This window comes from Floccifex sp., assembly GCF_051873555.1.
In the GTDB taxonomy this organism is placed as follows: Bacteria; Bacillota_I; Bacilli_A; order Erysipelotrichales; family Erysipelotrichaceae; genus Floccifex.
This window is the reverse complement of sequence record NZ_JBJEEY010000013.1, coordinates 1-20,281: the sequence shown is the minus strand read 5'-3', so window position 1 is coordinate 20,281 and position 20,281 is coordinate 1. Positions and strand designations below refer to the sequence as shown.

Below are 20,281 nucleotides of genomic sequence, written 5' to 3'. Positions count from 1 at the left end.
TGTTGAAACCCCCATACCTTTATTAAAAGATATGGGGGTTTGTCAACACTCTGAGCACTCAAAAATGAGTGCTTTTATTCTTTAAAATAAGTACAATAATCAATAACGTAATAAGTCCAGATCCAAATGTAAAGAAAACATTTTGTGTAATACCCGCCACAAAATATCCGACTAAACATGCAACAGATACCACCATCGCATAAGGAAGCTGTGTTGAAACATGTTCCACATGATTACATTGTGCCCCTGCACTAGCCATAATCGTTGTATCTGAAATAGGTGAAATATGATCTCCACATACAGCCCCAGCTAAAACCGAAGCAATGCTGATGACCATCATTGTACTTCCCTGATCAAAGACCTGTGTCACGATTGGAATTAAAATCGCAAACGTTCCCCAACTTGTTCCTGTTGAAAAAGCTAAACCTGCCGCAATGATATACATAACCATTGGTAAAATAAACATTGGAATACTATAAGTACTCAATAGTTGATGCACAAAAACACCAGCTTGCAGTTGTGTGGAAACAAAAGAACCCAATGTCCATGCCAATGTCAAAATCGTAATAGCAGGAACCATCATTTTAAATCCTTGTGGTATACAGGAAGCAAATTGTTCAAACGTAATAACTTTTCTAGGCAAGTACAACACAAACATAAAAACAACCGTCAAAAAGCTTCCAATTACCAATCCCTTAGAAGCATTGCAATCCTGGAAAGCCTGAATAAAAGAAACCCCATCAAAGAAACCACCTGTATAAACCATACAAAGAATACAGCTGACAATTAAAAACAAAACCGGAATCACTAAATCATAGACTTTCCCACGATTAGATGCCTCTATTTCCTGTGCATCACTGTAATCACATTTTCCATTAAAGACGTCTCCATTTTCAGCTGCTTGTTCATGTTCTTCCATTTTTCCAATATTAATATTAAAGAAAATCACACACAAAACCATAACAATCGTTAATAAAGCATATAAATTAAATGGAATCGTTTGTAGAAATAAAGTAAATCCATCTTTGCTTGTATAACCTGTTACAGCTGCTGCCCATGACGAAATAGGCGCTATGATACAAACCGGTGCAGCTGTCGCATCGATGATATAAGCTAATTTTGCACGTGAAATCTTAAATTTATCACAAATATCACGCATAACACTTCCAACTGTTAAACAATTAAAATAATCATCCACAAAAATTAAAACCCCTAAACCAAAAGAAGAAAGAAGCGCCATTTTTTTGTTTTTGATTGTCTTAACAGCCCAGTTTCCATAAGCCTGTGAACCACCGGCTCGTGTCATTAAAGCCACAATAATGCCTAAGAAAACCAAAAAAATTAAAATTCCAATGTTCCATTCATTTGACAATCTTTCCATCATAACTTCAAAAACAGAAAGAATCGATTGAAAAAGATGAAACTGATTAAATAATAATGCTCCGATAAAAATACCAACAAACAAAGACAAATACACTTCCTTTGTCTTTAATGCCAATACAATCGCAACAATTGCAGGCAATAAAGCCCATCCCGTTCCTACAAAATTCATAAAATTCTCCTTCAAGTTTATTCATCATACAACAGAAAAATCAAAGGAGTCAATATCCAAGAAAAAATAATGATATAACAAAACAAAAACACTCTGAAACAAAACAAGAAAGCCAGATTCCTGTACTTCCAAATAAAGAAGAACAAATCCATAAAGACAATAAAACAAGTCCAATACCTCTTAACAAAGACAAAACAAATGCTTTTCTTGGTTTTTCAACTGCGACTAAATACCCAGAAGTAAGAACCACTTGTCCCATAACTAAAAATACCAAAGAAAACAAGCGAAGAGAAAAAACACATTGATTTAATAAAATCGGGTTTTCATGAATAAAAGAACCACAAATTGATTGTGCAAATATTTCAACTATGAAAAATAAAACAATAGAAGCCACTGTTACTAAACAACGTGCATAGAAATGAATTTTTTTCATTGATTGTTCATCTTTTTTTCCATACGACAAACTCAATAAAGGCTGCATTCCCTGACTCGTTCCTACCATAACCATTAAAATCATATTATAGACATACATCAAAACCGAGAAAATCACTAAGCCATTTGTTGACAATAAATCATTGATTCGCATATTAAAAAAAGTAATCATAATACCTGGAGATATTTCAGAAATACAGTCTGCACATCCCAAAGGAAGAATACGCTTGTATTCATCCCATGGATAGTTTCCTTTCACAAATTGAAAATGCGTTTGTTTGGAAAGTGTAAAATGATATAGAAAATATAGAAAAGTCATAAATTGGGACAATCCCGTTGCCAAGGCAGAGCCTAATATTCCCATATGAAAATATCCCATAAAAACTGGATCCAATACAATATTGGTAATGGCACCTATACTCACACCTATAATTGATTTCTGAGGAAATCCATCTGTTTTCAATAAAACTTCCATGCAATAAGAAACAATATAAAAATAAGAAAACAAGGATAATGTTTTAATATATGTATTCGAATACGAAAAAACATCGGCATTGGCTTTTAAAATCGTCACAATAGATTTTGAAAACAAAAAAGAAGTAATTGAAATACAAAGAGCAATACAAGAAATCACAATAAAATTCATGGTAAAAACTTTATTCATGTCTTCTTTTTTATTTTGTCCACGATAAATGGAAATAACAGTACTCGAACCAATGGCAAATAATACACTCACAGAAAAAATTGTAGTCACATAGGGTGTACTTACATTGATGGATGCCAAGGCATTTTGCCCGACAAAATACGATACATAGATTCCATCTACCAATGTATACGAATAAAAAATAATCATCGAAAGAATAGAAGGAATCACATATTTAAAAAAAGTTTTTAACATTTTATCACCTTGACTAATATAAACCTTGGTATCATACTAAAGTCAAATGAAAAAATATTATAAAATCAAAGAAATTGCGAATTTATACAACATTCAACCCGATTCTTTGCGTTATTACGAAGAAATGGGTTTAATAAAGCCACTACGCTCAGAAAAAAATTATCGTCTATATACAGTGAATGATATTTATCGATTGAATATTATTCGTGATTGTTTGAAACTTGGATACAACACCAATCAAATCAAAGACTACCTGCAAAATCGTTCTTTAGAAAATACAATTTCATTTTTAGAACAAGAACAAAAAATAGTAGAAGAAAAAATTGTGGAATATCAACTCACGTTATCTTCTATCCAAAATCGAATTCAAAGCTTACAAAATCTTTCAAATATTTCTTTTAATCAATTTCAAATTAAAGAATTCGAACCAAGATATTGTCATTATCTAAAAGAGAAAATTGAAGAAAATGAATCCATTGATTATTATTTAACAAAATTAAGCAAAGACATGGAAGAAGAAGTCACAATTTTAGGAAATTTCAATTCAGGAAGCATTATCAATTCAAAGTATCAATACAATAGTGTCTTTATTGTTTCACAATCTTTACCTTGTGATTTTATATTAGAAAAAGGAAAATATTGCATCTTTACTTATAAAGGAAAACACAATCGAACGCCTTTTTATTTTCAACAAATGGAACAATGGCTTTACAATCAAGGATATGAAATTAAAAATGGATTTCTTGAATTTTTATTAGTTGATATTCACGAAACTATGGATGAAAACGAATATGTCACACAAATCCAGGCAAAAATAAAAGACTTAGCTATTTAACTACAACAGCCAAGCCTCCTAATGAACTTTCTTTTAATTCCAATGGAAGTTTATTTCCTGTTAAATTCATGGTTTGAACAACCATATCAAAGCTTACACGATTTCGTTTTACATTGCGTAAATACCGAGCCAATCTTGCACAATCAATGCTTCTTTGAGCCGCCACAGCATTTCGTTCAATACAAGGAATCATGACATATCCGCCCACTGGATCGCATGTCAAACCAAGATGGTGTTCTAGTCCCATTTCCGCAGCGCATTCAATTTGTTCATTTGTCTGAGTTTGGCAATACCCAATCATGGCTGCTCCCATTGCACAAGCCGCTCCTATTTCCGCTTGACAACCAGCTTTAGCTCCTGAAATTGTAGCATTTTCCTGAATCAATAAACCAATTAAACCCGCTACTTTTAATCCTTCAATCAATGTTTCTTTGGGATATTTTAAATCAAAATAATAATGATACAACAAAGCAGGAATAACACCACAGCTTCCCATTGTTGGTGCCGTTACCACTTGATTTCCACTAGCATTTTGTTCACTAGCTGCATAAGCATAACTTGCCAATAATAGAGCATTCTGATCCGTCAAATCATCACAACTCAAAGCCGATTGATGAAGCGCATGAGAAACACGTTCCAGTTTTAATTTTCCTGGAAGAAGACCAGTTGTTTGTAACCCGCTGGAAACACTATTCATCATGGCTTGAAAAATATTTTGCATAACTTCATTGATTTCTTTTCCTTCAAATTGATTTACATATTCATTCAAGCGTAAATGAGAACTTTTACAATACTTTTGAATGTCATCCATTGTCGAATGAGGATATACTTCTTTTTTTTCTTTATTCTTTTTTCCATCAATTTCAATTTGTCCCCCTCCAATAGAGACAAATAAATGAGATCCGATTTTTTGTTGCTGATAATAAGCATCTATTTTCATTGTATTGGGATGTAAACAAGACGTTTTTAAATCAAAATGAATTTGACAAGGAGCCTTTAACGTTTTTTCAATGATATAATCCGTTAAATGCCCTTTTCCAGTTAAAGCCAGAGAACCATATAAAGTCACTTCAAAAAAATCTGCTTTATAGTGTTCATTCATATATTCACAAGCTTTCATGGGACCAAATGTATGAGAACTGCTTGGTCCTGGTCCTATCTTAAAAATTTCAGTAATTGAATACATATTTATCTCCTTTGTATACAATTTATAAACATTCATGAAAATTATACAGAAAAATTGTTGTTTAAACAAGAAAGGATTGAATGGATTTCTGGAAAAGTTTATTATGATTTTATAAGATGAACACTTGTTCATAAATGGTGATTTTTTATGTTATATATTTCTATTTTAATAGGCATTTTATTTCTTGTTTTAGGAATTTTTATTCCTAAACTCAAACAAAATCATTTTTTAGGCATTCGTTTGTTCTGGACATTGGAAAGTGAAGAAAACTGGAAAGCCACTCATGTTTTTGCCAGTAGAATATGGATTGTAACGGGTATTTTATTTTTTATTTGTGCTTATTTTCAATCTGATCTTCTATTTTTTGTATTATTAATTCTATCTATTTTTATTCCCATTCTGTATTCATATAAATTCTATAAAAAACAACTTGTGCAACAAAAAAACAAATAAAGTTAATTATTCTAAAACATCAATTGTATTTACCATTTTCATTCTTATTTTTGTTGTCTTTTCTTTATTTATCGGCAACATGAAAGTTAATTTTTATAAAACAAATTTTGAAATAGATACACCCGTCTGGACAAATTATGTAGTTGAATATGAAGATATTGAAGAAATTTCAATACAAAAAGAGACATCTAAAAGTATTCGAATTGGTGGTTTAGGAAATTTGAAAGTATCCATGGGCTCTTTTGAAAACGATGAATACGGGAAATATACACGTTATACTTATAATTCCTGCGACGTTGTTGTTATTATTCTTCGGGTAGATGGGACATACGTCCTTTTAAATGATATAGATGAACAAACGACAAAAACACTCTATGAACAAATAAAAAGCCGAGTGGGTGACTCGGCTAATCAATAGTGAGAAGATTTACATTATGTATTTTATACGTTTTCAACTGTGTATTTTCCGTTTGCACACCAGTCATCCAATGGTTGGTCTCCAATATTGTTTTCTAAATCCGCTCCATTGGAAGCAATTAATTTTTTATAGTAATAGAAAGATTTTTTCTTGAAACGATTGTATGTTCCATTACCATCATTATCGGCATCAATTCCAATCATTCCATATCGTTTGCTGATTTCACTTGTTCCACTGGAAACTAAATCCATTGGTCCCCACCAGGCATATCCAAATACATCCACACCATCTTCAATGGCTTCACGCATTTCTCTAACATGTCCTTTCATGTATTCAATACGATCATCATCGCATACATATCCGTTTTCTCCAGGATGGTCTGTACTTCCTAATCCATTTTCAGCAATGAAGATTGGCAAACCATAACGATCATAGATACGATTTAATGCTGTTCTAAATCCTACAGGATCAATTGGCCATCCAGCTTCTGACATTGCCAAGTTAGGATTTTTAATAACAGCCACTAAAGATCCAGTTGGCTCAATAATTTCCTGATTCTTGTATTGAGCTACATATGACATATAGTAACTAATTGAAATAAAATCAACTTTCCCTGCTTTTAAGATTTCAGCATCTTCGGGTTTCATATCAATTTTGATGTTATGTTCTTTAAAGAAACGATGAATGTAATATGGATATTCTCCTTTTGCTTGAACATCCGTATAGAAGAAATTAAAATGATCTTCAAAAACAGTTTGTAATACATCTTCTGGTTTTGTACTCGCTGCATAATTTTCCAAACGACATAACATACAACCAACTTTCATTTCTGGATCAATTTTATGGGCCAAAATAACAGCTTTTGCACTGGCAACGAATTGATTATGCGATACATTATAAACTAATTCATAAGTTCTTTCACTTTGATCATTTAATAAAACACCAGAACAAGCATAAGGATTCGTTAATACACAATTAATTTCATTGAAAGTTAACCAATATTTTACTTTTCCTTTATAACGAGTGAATACTGTTTCGCAATATTTTTCAAAACAATCAATCGTTTCTCTTGATTTAAATCCTGAATATTTTTTAATTAAATTCAATGGAACATCGAAGTGATCCAATGTCACCAATGGTTCAATTCCATATTTATGTAATTCATCAAATACATCATCATAGAATTTTAATCCTTCTTCATTTGGTTGTGCATCATCTCCATTTGGATAAATACGAGACCAGCTAATCGACATACGGAATACAGAGAATCCCATTTCTGCCATTAAAGCAATGTCTTCTTTATAGCGATGATAGAAATCCACTCCACGGCGTTTTGCCAAGTTATAGTTTTCTGGATTTTTTTCAATGCGTTCAATTTGTTTCACATTGACATCTTTATACATTTCTCCATTGATTTTTGATCGTTGTTCTTTTGGTAAATGAATAGCAAAGTCTCCTGCAGCAGGTCCTCTTCCTCCTTCATCCCATCCTCCTTCAATCTGGTTAGCAGCCGTAGCTCCTCCCCATAAAAACCCTTCTGGAAATGGTGTGTTTGTTACGCGACTCATCTTATTTTTCCTCCTTTAATTGTTGAATCAAATTATATTGTGCTTCAAATACAGGTAAAATGTGTTGAGCAATTCTTAATTCTGAATTTGAAGTCATAATTGTGTCTTGTGCGTGGATGAATAACAATGAATATTCAGTGTCTTCTCCCGCTGCTTGTCCTTGAATGACTTTTGTTTGCGCTACATGAGCTTTTAAAATATCTTCTTCCGCTTCTTTCAATAACGCTTTTGCTCGATCAAATTCATTTTTTGCCATCAATTCAATCGCTTCATCTACTTTGTCTCTACCTTCACAGGCATGCATGATGACTTGCATGGCCACCATATTGATATCCATAAACAAATCCTTTCTAAGCTGCAGCTAATTTTTCTTGTTCTTTTAATTTCTTTTCTTCTTCACGTGCCAATTCTTTCTTGTATTCATAATTATCAGCAGCTTTAAAGAATGGATAATAAAGAATAGCAGCAATAATAAAGTTAACAATAACTAATAATACGTTTCCGATGTTTCCACCAGATTGAACATAAGCACTAATAACATTTGGTAAGTTATTCATATCAAAATTTACATAAGGAATTTGAGCCCATCCCAGTTTCATCCAAATATAAACATTGGCAGCATGAATGATAGAAACAAGTACCCATGGAATAAATAAGAATGGATTACATACAACCATTCCATATACCAATGGTTCATTAATATTAAAGATAGAAGGAATCAAAGTTGCTTTTCCAAGCATTCTGTATTTCTTACTCTTTGCTCTTAACATATAGATTGCCAAAGGAAGTGTTGCTCCTTCTCCACCAATGTGCTGGTAACGAGAGAATCCATATGCATAAATATTTTTTGCCGCTTTTCCAGCTTCCATTAATGCTGCATTTTCAGCAATGGCTGCTTTTTGAATTGTCATAGTAATTGGTGTCCAAACCCATCCAGATACACCAAAGAAATAGAAGATATCCATGACAAAGCTTAAGAAAATAACACCGAAAATACTTTGTGCAAAATAAGTAACTGGACTCATAATAATTGTGATTACAGAAAATAAATCAAGTTTCAATCCATAAGAGAAGATGAATCCTAATAATAAACAGAATACAATCGCAAAGATATTATCGAACCAGTTCTTAACAAAATCAGGAATTACTGAATCTTCCCCAAAGAATGAGAAATGAGCTAATTTTTTGAATACTAAACCAACGACAACCCCAACAGCCATGGCTGTAAACATACCAGCTGCTCCAAATCTTTGAATCTGGAATAGAGTTCCCTCTTCTACTGTGACAGCTTTCATACATAACATGTAAGTTCCAATAGAAGTAAAGCCAGCAATCAATGCACGATCTCTACGATTTTCTTTTACCATGACATCATGTGGAATTGTAAATGCCATAAACAATCCACTCAAACCAAATGAATATGTTCCCAAAGCGGAAATATCAATTAAAGATGGAATGAATTTTCTTAATAATCCCCATAAAGCACTGATCGCATTGGCCATTGAGAATGGAACCAAAAATAATACGGCATTTGCGATAATACTAAACCAATATAAACTTGTAATTTTGTTTACAACTGGGACAAGGCGTGCCTCAACCCAGGCTTGCATTTTTTGCATCATATTTTTCTCTCCTTTTTCTTTTGTTACTTTTGAATAAGTTCTAACGCATCTTCTAAGATTCCTTCACCATCTAAAGTTGCGTATTTGTCTGGATCAATCGTTGCGACTTTAACATTTGGAAGAGCCGCCTGAAATCCAGGAACTTCTTTGGCAAAATGAGGTCCTAACATTAAGACATCAAATTCACCTTCATGTGTCATAACTTCGGCTTTACTGACAGCTTTGACACTCACTTCAATTTTTTTCTTCTTGGCACACTTTCTCATACTAGAAGCCATAAACCCAGAAGACATTCCTACACCGCAAGCTAATAAAATACGAATCATCTTTGTTTTCTCCTTTCTTGCTTATGTTTTTGACACCTATAATATACAAATTTTAAATTTTTCCTTCATACAAAAAAATTTCCCCACCCAGGGAAATTTAGAGAATTGAAAAAAAAATCATTTTACAATATGTTATATATGTAAGAAAATGAGGAAGAATATGAAGTCTGATAACATTAAGAAATTAATTTCAATTTTAAAAAATGAAACCAATTGGATCTCTGGAACTGAATTATCAAAAATGATACATGTTGATAAAAAGACAATTCGTAATTATATTCAAGAACTCAATAAAGGAAATCGATATCAAATTGAATCCAGTCCAAAAGGATATAAATTAGTGAAATCAACCATTGATTCTGAAATCTATCCAGAACGAAGTAAATTAATTCTCTATCGTTTACTAGCCAATAAAGATGGAACTTCTTTATTTGATTTAGCCGATGAATTCTATGTCAGTGAAAGCACAATTATGAATGATATCACAACACAAATCAAAGAAATGGTAGCTCCTTTTCATTTAGAAATTGAAAACCATGACTATATTGTTTCTTTGACAGGAAAAGAAAGCAATAAAAGAAAATTGATTGGATATATCGCTACTCATAATTCCAATGGATATTTTTCAAGTGCACAAACACTACAGAAATTATCACCATTTATTGATGTAGACCAAGTAGGAAATAAATTAAAACAATTTTGTAAAGAATCTAATTTATCTGTAAATAGTTATGCCTTAAATAATTTATTAATTCATTTAATCATTATCATCATTCGCCTAAACTCCGACAATTCTTTACCAGAAGATGCTACCATTTATAAAAACGATTTAATCCAAGATCATAAAATGAAAGATCAAATCATAGAATTTGCCAATAAAATCAAAAACTATTGTTTTGAATTAACTGGAAATCAAATGCCTTTAAATGACTATAATCAAATTCTATTATTAGTTAGTTTAAGTATTGAACAAGTCACAAAAATTGAGTTATCTGATTTTTCAACTGTATTTGATAAAGACTTTTTTACTTTTGTTGTACATGGACTCATTACCATTGCCCAAAGATACAATTTAGAAGACTTTGACAATGAATTCATCTGTCAATTTTATCTTCATTCCTATAACTTATATCAACGAGCAAAATACAATGTAAGCTATCCAAACCCATTGGCATCACAAATTAAACGAGAATATGCTCCTGTTTATGACATGGCTGTGTATTATTCACATTTAATGTCCATTCAATTTGATGTCACTATTTCTGAAGATGAAATTGGTTTTATTGCCTTTCATATTGGATCCTACATTGAAAGTCACCAGCCAAAATCCAAAAAAATATCTTGTTTAATTATATGCGAAGACTACCATTTATCTTCTCGTCGCTTAATTCATGAACTTCATATGTCTTTTGGTGAAGAATTAACTGTAATGAAGATGCTTCCTTTAAGTGAATACAACCCAAAATATCAACCCGATATCATTATTTCAACAACGCTCTATGATTTTAATCATCCTCATGTTGTTTTTGTGAATCCTATTATCACTAATAAAAATATATTGGCTATTCACAGTGAGATTGATGTCATCAAACAAGAAAAGAAACACAAACAAATGCTGGAGTTTGTGCAAACAATATTTAAAAAAGAATTTTATTTTCAGGATATTCATTTTAATAATAAAGAAGAATGCATTCGCTTTTTATGTCAAAAGCCAAAAGAACGAAGCATTATTGATGAAAGCTTTATTTTAGATGTACTGGCAAGAGAAAACTTTTCAAGTACGGCTTTTACCGATCAAGTGGCTATTCCACATTCTATCAATGTCAATGCCAGTGAATCCTTTATTGCCGTACTCCATAATTCTTCTTTTATTAAATGGGACAAAAAGAAAATTAATTTTGTGTTATTAATTGGCGTTGCATTAGAAGATATGTCAAAATTCAATGGATTATTTAATATCATTATCGATTCCTTTTCATCGGTTGAAAAAACCATTCAATTATTAAAAACCAAATCATATGAAGAATTCATTGAGACTTTAATTAAATAAAAAACTTGTTTATTGCATAACGCAAAATAAATCAAGTTTTTTTATTTTGATTTGTTTATACTAAATATACAAGGAGAAAAGAAAATGGAATGGAACAATCATATTCAAACAATGATTCAAATCATCGATGCATCGATTATACATAAAGAAGATATACACCTGACATTAGAAACAATTTCTAAAAAACTTGGTTATTCTTCCTATTATGTTTCTCATAAATTCAAAGAAATATCGGGGATGTCTTTTCGTGATTTTTATCGTTTTCGTAAAATGGCATTTGTTTTAAATGAATTAAAAAATTCCAATAAAAAATTAATAGAAATAGCACTCGATTATGGATTTTCATCTCAAGAAGCTTTTTCCAGAGCTTTTAAAGAAATATATGTAACCAGTCCAAGTGAATATAGAAAACATCCTCAATCTGTAGTTCTCCATACCATTCTTCGTCCCTTTGATTGTTTTTTATTAGAAAAAGGAGGAAGTATGACAAATAACGAAATAAAAACATATTTTGTGAATGTTCCAGCTCACAAATATTTACATATTCGAAACTATCAAAGCATTGGTTATTATGATTTCTGGCAAAAACAAAATTTAATACCAAATTGTGACTATAATACAATTCAATCCATTATACATAAAATACCCGATAAATTAGATGAAGTAATTGCTTATATTAATGAACCTGAAGGAAGAATCTGCAGTTGGGGGATTCCATTAGCTGAAAGTTATGGCATTCGAGTAAAAACCGATTACAATGGATGGATTCCTGATCAAATGATGATGATGGATGTCGATCAAAGTGATTACATTGTGTTTGAACATGGTCCATTTGATATAGAAAAAACACAAGAAGTAGAAACAAAAATCGAAAAAGCTATGAAAGAATTTGATTATACAAAAACAAACTTTGAATTAGATTTAGAACAAGGAAAAGTTTTCTATTTCTATTTTGAACCCAATCGATTTTTTAAATATGTTCGACCCGTAAAAAGAAGAATCAAATGAGATTCTTCTTTTTTAGAAACAATTCAATTTTATGAGCATCTTTATATCCTTGTAAATACAATAAATCCATTGCTTTTTGATCCTTTGTCAATGTATCTACACCAAATGTATCCTTAGGAGCTATAATACATATATTTTCGTCTTTTTTTGCTTTTTCAATGGCTTGATTATAACAATCAGCTCGGTGAATCAAAGCCTGGGCAGATTCAGGATATTTCTTTTGAATCAAAGATGCAATTATTTTGTCTTTTTTAGAGGTGCGAATGACTTCAACTGGCTTTGTTAAAATTAATATAATATGTGTACAACCTTGTTCTTTTGCAAACGAAATGGGAACACAATCCGAAAGAGCCCCATCAAAATAATATTCATCATATACTTGTTGTGGTTTACATACAAAAGGAATGGCACAAGAAGCTTTTAAAATACGAAAATCATCTAAATGTACATCTTCTTTAGAAAAATACATTGGCTTTCCCGTATTGGCATTGGTTGCCACTACAAAAAAAGAAGAAGAATTTTGTGAAAAAGTTCGATAATCTACAGGATATTCTCCATTGGTATTGGATAAAGTACCATATACATATTCTAAATCAATGTATTCTTTTTTGTGAATAAAATTATACAGACTCATATATTCTTTACGCTCGGAATATTCCGTATAATATACATAATTTCTTTTTCTTTGTTTGGATAAATACGATACAATATTAGCACTTCCAGCCGATACACCTATGCAACAATCCATTTCAATATGCATATCCAGTAACGCATCAAAAACACCGGCAGCATAGATGCCTCGCATTCCCCCACCCACATCAATAATTCCTGTTTTCATGTTCTTATTTTATTCTTTTTATCATTTGAATACCAATGGCTCCTGTTCCTGTATGAGAAGCAATGACAGCTCCTATTTTAGAAACCTGTGGATGAATGCCTTTTTCTTCAAAAGCCTCTATTGCCATTTGCAGATAATCATCGGCATTGGAATCCATCACAAAAAATTCATAGTCTTCTACATTTTTTACATCACAAACAGTTTTTATGCTTTTTTTGATAGCTTTTGTCATGGTATGTACTTTTTCTGGTTTTCCACCTACTTTTCCTTCTGTTTCTTTAGAAACTTCTAAGATGGGAACAATCTTTAACATACCCGCTAGTTTTGCTACAGTAGGCGATAAACGCCCACCACGAGCTAAATGATCCATATTTTCTGGCATTAAATATCCTTTTGAATCATTCACACTTTGCTCTAATCGTTTCATAATTTCATCAATTTGAATGCCTTGATTGACCAATTCAGATGCACGAATAGCTAAATAGCGTTGAACTGCTAAAGTAGTATAAATATCCAAAGTATGAACCTGAATTCCATGCCATTTTGCACTTGCTTGTACAGTGGCATTTGTACTGGATAAACCAGAAGAAAGCGTAATTAAGATTACATCCGTAACTTCTTCTTTTTCAAATTGTTCAAACATTTTTTCAATAAACCCAAGTGGAGGCATACTTGTTTGTGGCATATATCCTCGATTTAGAAAATCATAAAGCAAATCACTATCTAAATCAATTCCATCTAAATATGTATGACCTTCAATAGAAACTTGAAGAGGCAAGAATTCAATTCCTATTTCTTGTGCTTGTTTTTGCGTTAAACAACTTCCGCTATCTGTAATTACTTTAATTTTCATGGTTTCCTCCTATAGATACAAAAATTAAACTAAACAAAAATGGTAAAAAATAATCAAATATACGAAACAACAATAATGAACTTTTCACTGGAACAATTCTAATTATGCTAGTATATAACATCAAATAAGATACTTCAACAGGTCCGAGTCCAGCAATCTTAGGAAGAAATCCTGAAATCATATAGAGAAAAAATGAAATCATTATAATTTTTGAAAAAGAATAGTCAATATTTACTATACGCATACACATATAAATCATTATTCCTTTCCACAAAATGCGAATGATTTGAATGATTGTTGTCCTTATTCCAATTTTATAATTCTTAAAAATAAATTTTGAATATTCATATAAATTATGAATAAACAAAGAAACCTTTTCTTTTTGTTTTTTCCATTTTGATGGAAATTTATCAAGAATCCATAACAATTTGTTTTGTATCCACTTTGAACTACTTAATAAAATCAATCCAAAAATAAATAAAAAACCAATTAGAAATCCAATTTGAATATAAAAATAAACACTTCCTAAATTTTGTTTTAACCAATTCCATTGAAATCCAAAAAAAACAATGGATACAATCCAAATTCCTGTTTTATAAAAGACAGTCGAAAAAATTAATGAACCAACCGAAAATCCCGGTTCCACTCCCATCTTTGACATCGCAAAACTTTGAGCAGGTACAGTTCCTGTAGAAGAAGTTGAAGTACTGGCAAAAATTCCGATTAAAGCTATTTTCATTGCTTGAAGAATCGAAATAGAAGAATTGGATTCATATAAAACAGACCAATAAGAAAGTGCTTCTAAAAATACATTTACAATACTCATAAACAAAAGAAATATGATTTCAAAAATGGAAATAGTAAATAACATTTCTTTTATTTCTTTTGCATTGTCATGAAAAACAAAATAAAACAATAAAACAATAAATATAAATAAAATGATTTTCTTCAAATTTTTTCGAATAATTCTCACATCTTTTCTTACTATTCAATTTATGTTAAAATTCTAGAATAGAAAAGGACTCTTATGAATCGAACAGAAAAACTCATTATGAACTCGTTTCTTTCTCTTCTTGAGAAAAAACCATACAATAAAATTAAAGTCAAAGATATTGTTGAAGATTGCCAGGTGAATCGAAATACATTCTATTATCATTTTCATGATATTCCAGATTTATTGAATCGATATTTAAAAGAAGACTTAGATCATATCATTCATCAACAAAACAATTTTGAAAATCCAGTAGACTGTCTAATAACCATCTCTCAATTGATAATAAATCGTAAAGAAATCATTTTAAATATTTATCATTCTATGGATCGAACTATCTATATCAATTATTTAGATGAATTAACCCTTTATTTTGTGAATGAATACGCAAAAAATATTGTGTCTTCTTTAAATCAGGAAGATAAAGAAATCTTAATTCGTTTCTATAAATCTGCCTTAGTAGGTGTCTTACTTGACTGGGTTGACCATGAAATAAGTTATGATCTGATTTCTTCTTGTAGACGTCTTTCTTCCTTATTTGAAAATTCACAAATTTCAGTTCCCTTAAAATCTAAAACAAAGTAAGGAATGCTTAACGCATTCCTTTTTTCTTCGACAGATTCCATAAATCATCGGCAACTGGTTTCCAAAGAAGTGCATAATTATCGCATTTGTCGCAGAGATGTTCAACCGATTCCGGTGATTCTAAATCTGTTGAATGAGCTTGAGATTGTTTAACCATATCGCGTAATTTTTCTGGATTCTCTAACATAGGACATGGTCGTAACATATTTTCATTAAAAGGCTGATTGTCGTGATATGCCATCATCATAGGCGATTGTAAAGCCTCTAATAAAGTTTTTTGGCGAATATTAGAATCTGAATAATGAATAAATACACATGGATCTAAGTCTCCATTGGCATTAATATGCAAATAACGACGACCCCCAGCAATACATCCACCAACATATTCTGCATCGTTTTGAAAATCCATGGCAAACAATGGCTTTGTGGAACGATATTGACGAATACGTTTATAGGTTTCTGTTCTTTGTTCAGGACTTGGAAGAAGTTCTATCGATGCATCATTTCCCACTGGCATATAATGGAAATACCAGATAAAGTAACATCCTAAATCAATTAATCGATCAAAATATTCTTCCGAAGTAATGGATTCAAAGTTTTGGCTTGTATAACAAGAAGAAATACCATATACTAATTTCTTTTTACGCAATAATTCAATAGCCTTAATTACTTTTTCATATACACCTTGTCCTCGTCTTTGATCCGTAGCTTCTTGAAATCCTTCTAAAGAAATAGCGGGCACAAAGTTTCCAACTCGAAGCATTTCATTGGCAAAGTCTTCATCAATTAAAGTCGCATTCGTAAAAGCCAGGAAAACACAATCGTCGTGTTTTTCACAAATGCGAATTAAATCTTTTTTACGTACAAGAGGTTCCCCTCCTGTATAAATATAGAAATAAATACCTAATTGTTTTCCTTGTTCAATAATAGAATCAATTTCTTCAAAAGATAAATTTAATCGATTTCCATATTCAGCAGCCCAGCATCCTGTACAGTGCAAGTTACAAGCACTTGTTGGATCCAATAAAATTGTCCATGGAATGTTGCATCCATAGTCTTTTCTTGCTTTTTCCTGGATCGGCCATCCTTTCAATACCGCATTAATAAAGAAATTCGATGCGATGGTTTTCATCACATGTGGATCGACATCACTTATAATTCGTCGAACAAAAGAATAATATGGATGACTGGGATCGGTAATTACGGTGCGTATCATCTTTCTTTGTGGTTCAAATTCACCTTTAGCAAATGTATCTGCCCAGTCCATAAGTTTAACTAAATTTTTATCTGGGTCTTTATAAATATATTGAATTGCTTTTTCCAATCCAAATTTTTTTAATGTATCTGTCGCATTCATTTTTAATTCTCCTTTGTATAGAGACTATTCTATTGTTTTTATTTAAAATGAAAATGGACACATTTTCTTCTGTGCCCAAATTTTAAACAAATACATTTAAGTGTTTAGACAAACATGTTATTTTGTCTAATATTTCTTTCGAATTAAGCACTTTGGCCCATTTCCAATTAAATCTTGTCGATTCTCTTTCATTAATGCTTCATATACTAAATCATAATTTTTCGGATTTTTATACTGCATCAAAGCTCTTTGCATGGCCTTTTCTTTTGGTGACTTGGCAACATATACAGGCTTCATATCTCTGGGATCCAATTCCGTATAATACATTGCTGTTGATAATGTTCCAGGTGTCGGATAAAAATCCTGGACTTGTTGTGGCTGATGATGAATATCTCTTAGATATTCGGCTAATTCTATAGCTGCTTTTAAATCCGATCCTGGATGAGACGACATTAAATAAGGAACTAAATACTGATCTTTATGGAGTTCTTTATTGAATCGATTGTATTTTTCAACAAATTTTTCATACACATGTCGTCTTGGCTTTCCCATTTTATCTAATACACGATTGCTGATATGTTCAGGAGCTACTTTTAATTGTCCACTAATATGATGTTGAATCAATTCTTTAAAGAATGTTTCGTCTTTATCATAATACAAATAATCATAACGAATACCAGAACGAACAAATACTTTCTTTACACCTTCCAGATTTCTTAATTTTCTTAATAACTCTACATAATCACTATGATCAATCTTTAAATTCTGACAAGGCTTTGGCCATAAACATTGTTTTGATGGACAAGCTCCATGTGTTTCTTGTTTTGAACAAGCAAGTTGTCTAAAATTTGCGGTTGGTCCTCCTACATCATGAATATAACCTTTAAAATCGGGATCTTGAATTAAGATTTTTGCTTCTTTTAGAAGTGATTCATGACTTCTTGTTTGAATAATTCGTCCTTGATGAAAATTTAAAGCACAAAAGTTACAAGCCCCGAAACAACCTCGATTACTAATCAAAGAAAACTTAACTTCTTCAATTGCTGGTATGTAATCATACATCGGATGATACGTTCGAGTGTATGGAAGGGCATAGGTATCATCAAATTCCATTTGTGTTAAAGGCCGATTGGGATGATTTTGCACTATATAAAATCCCTGATAGGGTTCTACTAGTATCTTAGAAGCAAAGTGATCGGTATTTAAATATTGTTTTTGAAAAGAAAGGGCATAGGCATTCTTATTTGTTTTTATTTCTTCATAAGAAGGAAGTAAAATATAGTCTTCTCCAATTACCGATAAATCCTTTGTACGATATACAATACCGTCTAAATATGTTAAATATTGTACATCAATACCAGAATCAAGGGCATCGGCAATTTCTACAATACTATTTTCGCCCATGCCAAACATGCATAAATCCGCTCCGGAATCCACCAAAATCGATTGGCGTACTTTATCGTCCCAATAATCATAATGAGCCAATCGTCTTAAACTAGCTTCGATGCCTCCAATTAAAATCGGAACATCTTTATACGCTTCTCGAATTTTTTGACAATACACAATCACAGCACGATCAGGTCTATGACCACTTTCTCCATTATTCGAATACAAATCTTGTTTACGTGCTTTTTTAGAAACACTATAATGATTCACCATGGAATCAATATTTCCACTTGAAACCAGAAAAGCCAGTCGAGGTTTTCCGAATCGCTTAAAATCTTCTATACTTTTCCAATTCGGCTGGGCCAACATACATACTTTATATCCATGTGCTTCAAGTGTTCGAGTAATAATAGCAGCTCCAAAAGAGGGATGATCCACATAAGCATCTCCACTTACATATACAAAATCTGGCTGATTCCATCCTCTTTCTATCATTTCTTGTTTTGTTACAGGTAAAAATTGAGTCATAAATTATCTCCAAAATATCTTTCTATAAGAATACCATATTATTTTGTTGTATAATAGTTCATGTGCGTAAGGAGGATTTATGATTTTAGATCAAATAGATAAAAGTTTACTAAAAATGGCCAATGAATCCGATTTTGTTTTAAAAGACATTTATCAAAATATAGATGATATTTGTTTCTATAATTCAAATCGAATTCTATCAGCTTTTATTGAAAATAACGTTTCATATTCTGATTTCTGTGACATCAATGGATATGGAAACTATGATGCAGGTAGAGATAAACTCGAAAAAATATTTGCGACTGTTTTGGGTTGTCAAGATAGTCTGGTTCGTCCTCAGATTATGAGTGGAACCAATGCATTGTATCTAACTTTATCGGCTTTATTAAAATATGGCGACACAATGATTTCTTTGACAGGTGCACCTTATGATTCTTTACAAGAAATGATAGGAATTACAGGTAATTCTTCTCAGTCTTTAAAAGCCAATGGTGTTCATTATGAACAAATTGAATTAATTCATAATGAATTTGATGAAGAAACAATACTTCGTCGTTTAAAAGAAAACAATGTAAAATTAGTAGAAATCCAGCGTTCTCGTGGGTATTCTTCTCGTCAATCGATTTCAATAGAAAAAATGGAACATCTCATTCAGAAAATTCGTAAAATCAATCAAGATGTCATCATTATGGTGGATAATTGTTATGGTGAACTTGTAGAAAAAAGAGAGCCTGGTCACATTGGTGCAGATGTTGTGGTCGGTTCTTTAATGAAAAATTTAGGAGGTGGCATTGCTTCTACGGGTGGCTATATCGCTGGAAAAAAAGAATATATTCATATGGTAGCAGAACGCTTAACTTCTCCTGGAATCGGAAAAGATTTAGGGGCAAATTTTAATTTGAATAACTCTTTTTTTAAAGGGATTTTTATGGCTCCTAATGCCGTAAGAAGTGCCTTAAAAACAGCTGTCTTTTCTTCTTATATGTTAGAAAAACTTGGTTTTAAAAATGTATCTCCTCGATACAATGAATTCCGGACCGATATCATACAAACACTGGAATTAGGTACCAAAGAAAATCTGGTAAAATTTACGCAAGGTATTCAAGATGCATCTCCTATTGATTCTTTTGTAAAAGTATTGCCTGCTCCTATGCCTGGGTATCCATTTGATGAAGTAATGGCCAGTGGATCTTTTACCCAGGGAAGTACCATTGAATTAAGTGCCGATGCACCGGTTGTAGAACCATATACTTTATATATTCAAGGAGGTTTATCTCTTGAATATGGCAAATTATCAATTTTATTGGCGTTAACAAACATTAAAAGAGAGTCTTAACAACCAATGTCATTAAGTTAAGAATAACAACATTTAGGGGGTAACAAAAAAATGTACCC

The 20,281-nt window shown here is 31.7% G+C and carries 19 protein-coding genes; 7 read left to right on the top strand and 12 right to left on the bottom strand.

The features are described 5' to 3' along the window. Positions 1–58: 58 nt before the first annotated feature. Both ACI32A_RS01055 and ACI32A_RS01050 read right to left on the bottom strand, forming a co-directional pair. Positions 59–1,552, bottom strand: coding sequence for an SLC13 family permease (locus ACI32A_RS01055; protein WP_439753166.1), 1,494 nt, complete (start codon positions 1,550–1,552; stop codon positions 59–61). 49 nt (positions 1,553–1,601) lie between these two features. Then, positions 1,602–2,882 carry an MATE family efflux transporter gene (locus tag ACI32A_RS01050; RefSeq protein ID WP_439753165.1) on the bottom strand — a complete coding sequence of 427 codons (1,281 nt, stop codon included), beginning with the start codon at positions 2,880–2,882 and terminating at the stop codon, positions 1,602–1,604. A 46-nt stretch (positions 2,883–2,928) separates the two neighbouring features. Here ACI32A_RS01050 and ACI32A_RS01045 point away from each other — a divergent pair, with 46 nt between their 5' ends. Then, entirely contained in the window at positions 2,929–3,717 is a 789-nt protein-coding gene (locus tag ACI32A_RS01045) for a MerR family transcriptional regulator (RefSeq protein WP_439753164.1), read from the top strand. Here the strand turns inward: ACI32A_RS01045 and ACI32A_RS01040 are convergent. Continuing rightward, the gene (locus tag ACI32A_RS01040) at positions 3,710–4,903 is read right to left on the bottom strand and encodes an L-serine ammonia-lyase, iron-sulfur-dependent, subunit alpha (protein ID WP_439753163.1); all 1,194 of its coding nucleotides are present in this window, start codon (positions 4,901–4,903) and stop codon (positions 3,710–3,712) included. The two genes, ACI32A_RS01045 and ACI32A_RS01040, sit on opposite strands and share 8 nt — an antisense overlap. Before the next feature lie 147 nt (positions 4,904–5,050). On the opposite strand from ACI32A_RS01040, the gene ACI32A_RS01035 reads away from it, so the two are divergent. Beyond that, positions 5,051–5,356: an SdpI family protein gene (locus tag ACI32A_RS01035; RefSeq protein ID WP_439753162.1), complete on the top strand. Its 306-nt coding sequence runs from the start codon at positions 5,051–5,053 to the stop codon at positions 5,354–5,356. A 79-nt stretch (positions 5,357–5,435) separates the two neighbouring features. Next, a complete protein-coding gene (locus tag ACI32A_RS01030) occupies positions 5,436–5,774 on the top strand; it encodes a PH domain-containing protein (protein WP_439753161.1) in 339 nt (112 codons plus the stop codon). A 23-nt stretch (positions 5,775–5,797) separates the two neighbouring features. Here ACI32A_RS01030 and ACI32A_RS01025 read toward each other — a convergent pair whose 3' ends face one another. From ACI32A_RS01025 to ACI32A_RS01010, 4 genes are read right to left on the bottom strand one after another with little or no spacing between them, the layout of a single operon-like run. After that, entirely contained in the window at positions 5,798–7,342 is a 1,545-nt protein-coding gene (locus ACI32A_RS01025) for a glycoside hydrolase family 1 protein (RefSeq protein WP_439753160.1), read from the bottom strand. 1 nt (position 7,343) lies between these two features. Beyond that, positions 7,344–7,679, bottom strand: a complete 336-nt coding sequence (locus ACI32A_RS01020; protein ID WP_439753159.1) for a PTS lactose/cellobiose transporter subunit IIA — start codon at positions 7,677–7,679, stop codon at positions 7,344–7,346. A 13-nt stretch (positions 7,680–7,692) separates the two neighbouring features. Then, positions 7,693–8,964 (bottom strand): PTS sugar transporter subunit IIC, encoded by a 1,272-nt coding sequence (locus tag ACI32A_RS01015; RefSeq protein ID WP_439753158.1) that lies wholly within the window; start codon positions 8,962–8,964, stop codon positions 7,693–7,695. A gap of 23 nt (positions 8,965–8,987) precedes the next feature. Then, entirely contained in the window at positions 8,988–9,290 is a 303-nt protein-coding gene (locus ACI32A_RS01010; RefSeq protein WP_439753157.1) for a PTS sugar transporter subunit IIB, read from the bottom strand. 160 nt (positions 9,291–9,450) lie between these two features. Here ACI32A_RS01010 and ACI32A_RS01005 point away from each other — a divergent pair, with 160 nt between their 5' ends. Together ACI32A_RS01005 and ACI32A_RS01000 are read left to right on the top strand one after the other, a co-directional pair. Next, complete coding sequence (locus tag ACI32A_RS01005) at positions 9,451–11,340, top strand: BglG family transcription antiterminator (RefSeq protein ID WP_439753156.1); 1,890 nt, start codon at positions 9,451–9,453, stop codon at positions 11,338–11,340. Positions 11,341–11,424: 84 nt separating this feature from the next. Next, complete coding sequence (locus ACI32A_RS01000; RefSeq protein ID WP_439753155.1) at positions 11,425–12,348, top strand: helix-turn-helix transcriptional regulator; 924 nt, start codon at positions 11,425–11,427, stop codon at positions 12,346–12,348. On the opposite strand, the gene ACI32A_RS00995 is transcribed toward ACI32A_RS01000, so the two are convergent. Genes ACI32A_RS00995 through ACI32A_RS00985 form a run of 3 tightly spaced genes read right to left on the bottom strand, consistent with a single transcriptional unit; the run spans position 12,341 to position 14,991 of the window. Next, positions 12,341–13,186, bottom strand: coding sequence for a patatin-like phospholipase family protein (locus tag ACI32A_RS00995; protein WP_439753154.1), 846 nt, complete (start codon positions 13,184–13,186; stop codon positions 12,341–12,343). The two genes, ACI32A_RS01000 and ACI32A_RS00995, sit on opposite strands and share 8 nt — an antisense overlap. A 4-nt stretch (positions 13,187–13,190) precedes the next feature. After that, positions 13,191–14,039, bottom strand: coding sequence for a DegV family protein (locus ACI32A_RS00990; protein ID WP_439753153.1), 849 nt, complete (start codon positions 14,037–14,039; stop codon positions 13,191–13,193). Next, complete coding sequence (locus tag ACI32A_RS00985) at positions 14,029–14,991, bottom strand: lysylphosphatidylglycerol synthase transmembrane domain-containing protein (protein WP_439753152.1); 963 nt, start codon at positions 14,989–14,991, stop codon at positions 14,029–14,031. Before ACI32A_RS00985 ends, ACI32A_RS00990 begins: the two co-directional genes overlap by 11 nt. Positions 14,992–15,066: 75 nt before the next feature. Between ACI32A_RS00985 and ACI32A_RS00980 the strand changes: the two genes are divergently transcribed. After that, entirely contained in the window at positions 15,067–15,615 is a 549-nt protein-coding gene (locus ACI32A_RS00980) for a TetR/AcrR family transcriptional regulator C-terminal domain-containing protein (RefSeq protein ID WP_439753151.1), read from the top strand. A 7-nt stretch (positions 15,616–15,622) separates the two neighbouring features. Here the strand turns inward: ACI32A_RS00980 and ACI32A_RS00975 are convergent, their stop codons facing one another. Continuing rightward, on the bottom strand, positions 15,623–16,972 hold the full coding sequence (locus ACI32A_RS00975; RefSeq protein ID WP_439753150.1) for a radical SAM protein: 1,350 nt from the start codon (positions 16,970–16,972) through the stop codon (positions 15,623–15,625). A 126-nt stretch (positions 16,973–17,098) separates the two neighbouring features. Further along, a complete protein-coding gene (locus ACI32A_RS00970) occupies positions 17,099–18,886 on the bottom strand; it encodes a YgiQ family radical SAM protein (protein WP_439753149.1) in 1,788 nt (595 codons plus the stop codon). Positions 18,887–18,965: 79 nt separating this feature from the next. On the opposite strand from ACI32A_RS00970, the gene ACI32A_RS00965 reads away from it, so the two are divergent. Next, a complete protein-coding gene (locus ACI32A_RS00965; RefSeq protein ID WP_439753148.1) occupies positions 18,966–20,222 on the top strand; it encodes an aminotransferase class I/II-fold pyridoxal phosphate-dependent enzyme in 1,257 nt (418 codons plus the stop codon). The last annotated feature ends 59 nt before the right edge of the window (positions 20,223–20,281 follow it).

What these genes read in the sequence shown, in the direction of transcription:
- ACI32A_RS01055 (WP_439753166.1), bottom strand. Translation starts at nt 1,552, where the DNA reads ATGAATTTTGTAGGAACGGGATGGGCTTTATTGCCTGCAATTGTTGCG.
- ACI32A_RS01050 (WP_439753165.1), bottom strand. Translation starts at nt 2,882, where the DNA reads ATGTTAAAAACTTTTTTTAAATATGTGATTCCTTCTATTCTTTCGATG.
- ACI32A_RS01045 (WP_439753164.1), top strand. Translation starts at nt 2,929, where the DNA reads ATGAAAAAATATTATAAAATCAAAGAAATTGCGAATTTATACAACATT.
- ACI32A_RS01040 (WP_439753163.1), bottom strand. Translation starts at nt 4,903, where the DNA reads ATGTATTCAATTACTGAAATTTTTAAGATAGGACCAGGACCAAGCAGT.
- ACI32A_RS01035 (WP_439753162.1), top strand. Translation starts at nt 5,051, where the DNA reads ATGTTATATATTTCTATTTTAATAGGCATTTTATTTCTTGTTTTAGGA.
- ACI32A_RS01030 (WP_439753161.1), top strand. Translation starts at nt 5,436, where the DNA reads ATGAAAGTTAATTTTTATAAAACAAATTTTGAAATAGATACACCCGTC.
- ACI32A_RS01025 (WP_439753160.1), bottom strand. Translation starts at nt 7,342, where the DNA reads ATGAGTCGCGTAACAAACACACCATTTCCAGAAGGGTTTTTATGGGGA.
- ACI32A_RS01020 (WP_439753159.1), bottom strand. Translation starts at nt 7,679, where the DNA reads ATGGATATCAATATGGTGGCCATGCAAGTCATCATGCATGCCTGTGAA.
- ACI32A_RS01015 (WP_439753158.1), bottom strand. Translation starts at nt 8,964, where the DNA reads ATGATGCAAAAAATGCAAGCCTGGGTTGAGGCACGCCTTGTCCCAGTT.
- ACI32A_RS01010 (WP_439753157.1), bottom strand. Translation starts at nt 9,290, where the DNA reads ATGATTCGTATTTTATTAGCTTGCGGTGTAGGAATGTCTTCTGGGTTT.
- ACI32A_RS01005 (WP_439753156.1), top strand. Translation starts at nt 9,451, where the DNA reads ATGAAGTCTGATAACATTAAGAAATTAATTTCAATTTTAAAAAATGAA.
- ACI32A_RS01000 (WP_439753155.1), top strand. Translation starts at nt 11,425, where the DNA reads ATGGAATGGAACAATCATATTCAAACAATGATTCAAATCATCGATGCA.
- ACI32A_RS00995 (WP_439753154.1), bottom strand. Translation starts at nt 13,186, where the DNA reads ATGAAAACAGGAATTATTGATGTGGGTGGGGGAATGCGAGGCATCTAT.
- ACI32A_RS00990 (WP_439753153.1), bottom strand. Translation starts at nt 14,039, where the DNA reads ATGAAAATTAAAGTAATTACAGATAGCGGAAGTTGTTTAACGCAAAAA.
- ACI32A_RS00980 (WP_439753151.1), top strand. Translation starts at nt 15,067, where the DNA reads ATGAATCGAACAGAAAAACTCATTATGAACTCGTTTCTTTCTCTTCTT.
- ACI32A_RS00975 (WP_439753150.1), bottom strand. Translation starts at nt 16,972, where the DNA reads ATGAATGCGACAGATACATTAAAAAAATTTGGATTGGAAAAAGCAATT.
- ACI32A_RS00970 (WP_439753149.1), bottom strand. Translation starts at nt 18,886, where the DNA reads ATGACTCAATTTTTACCTGTAACAAAACAAGAAATGATAGAAAGAGGA.
- ACI32A_RS00965 (WP_439753148.1), top strand. Translation starts at nt 18,966, where the DNA reads ATGATTTTAGATCAAATAGATAAAAGTTTACTAAAAATGGCCAATGAA.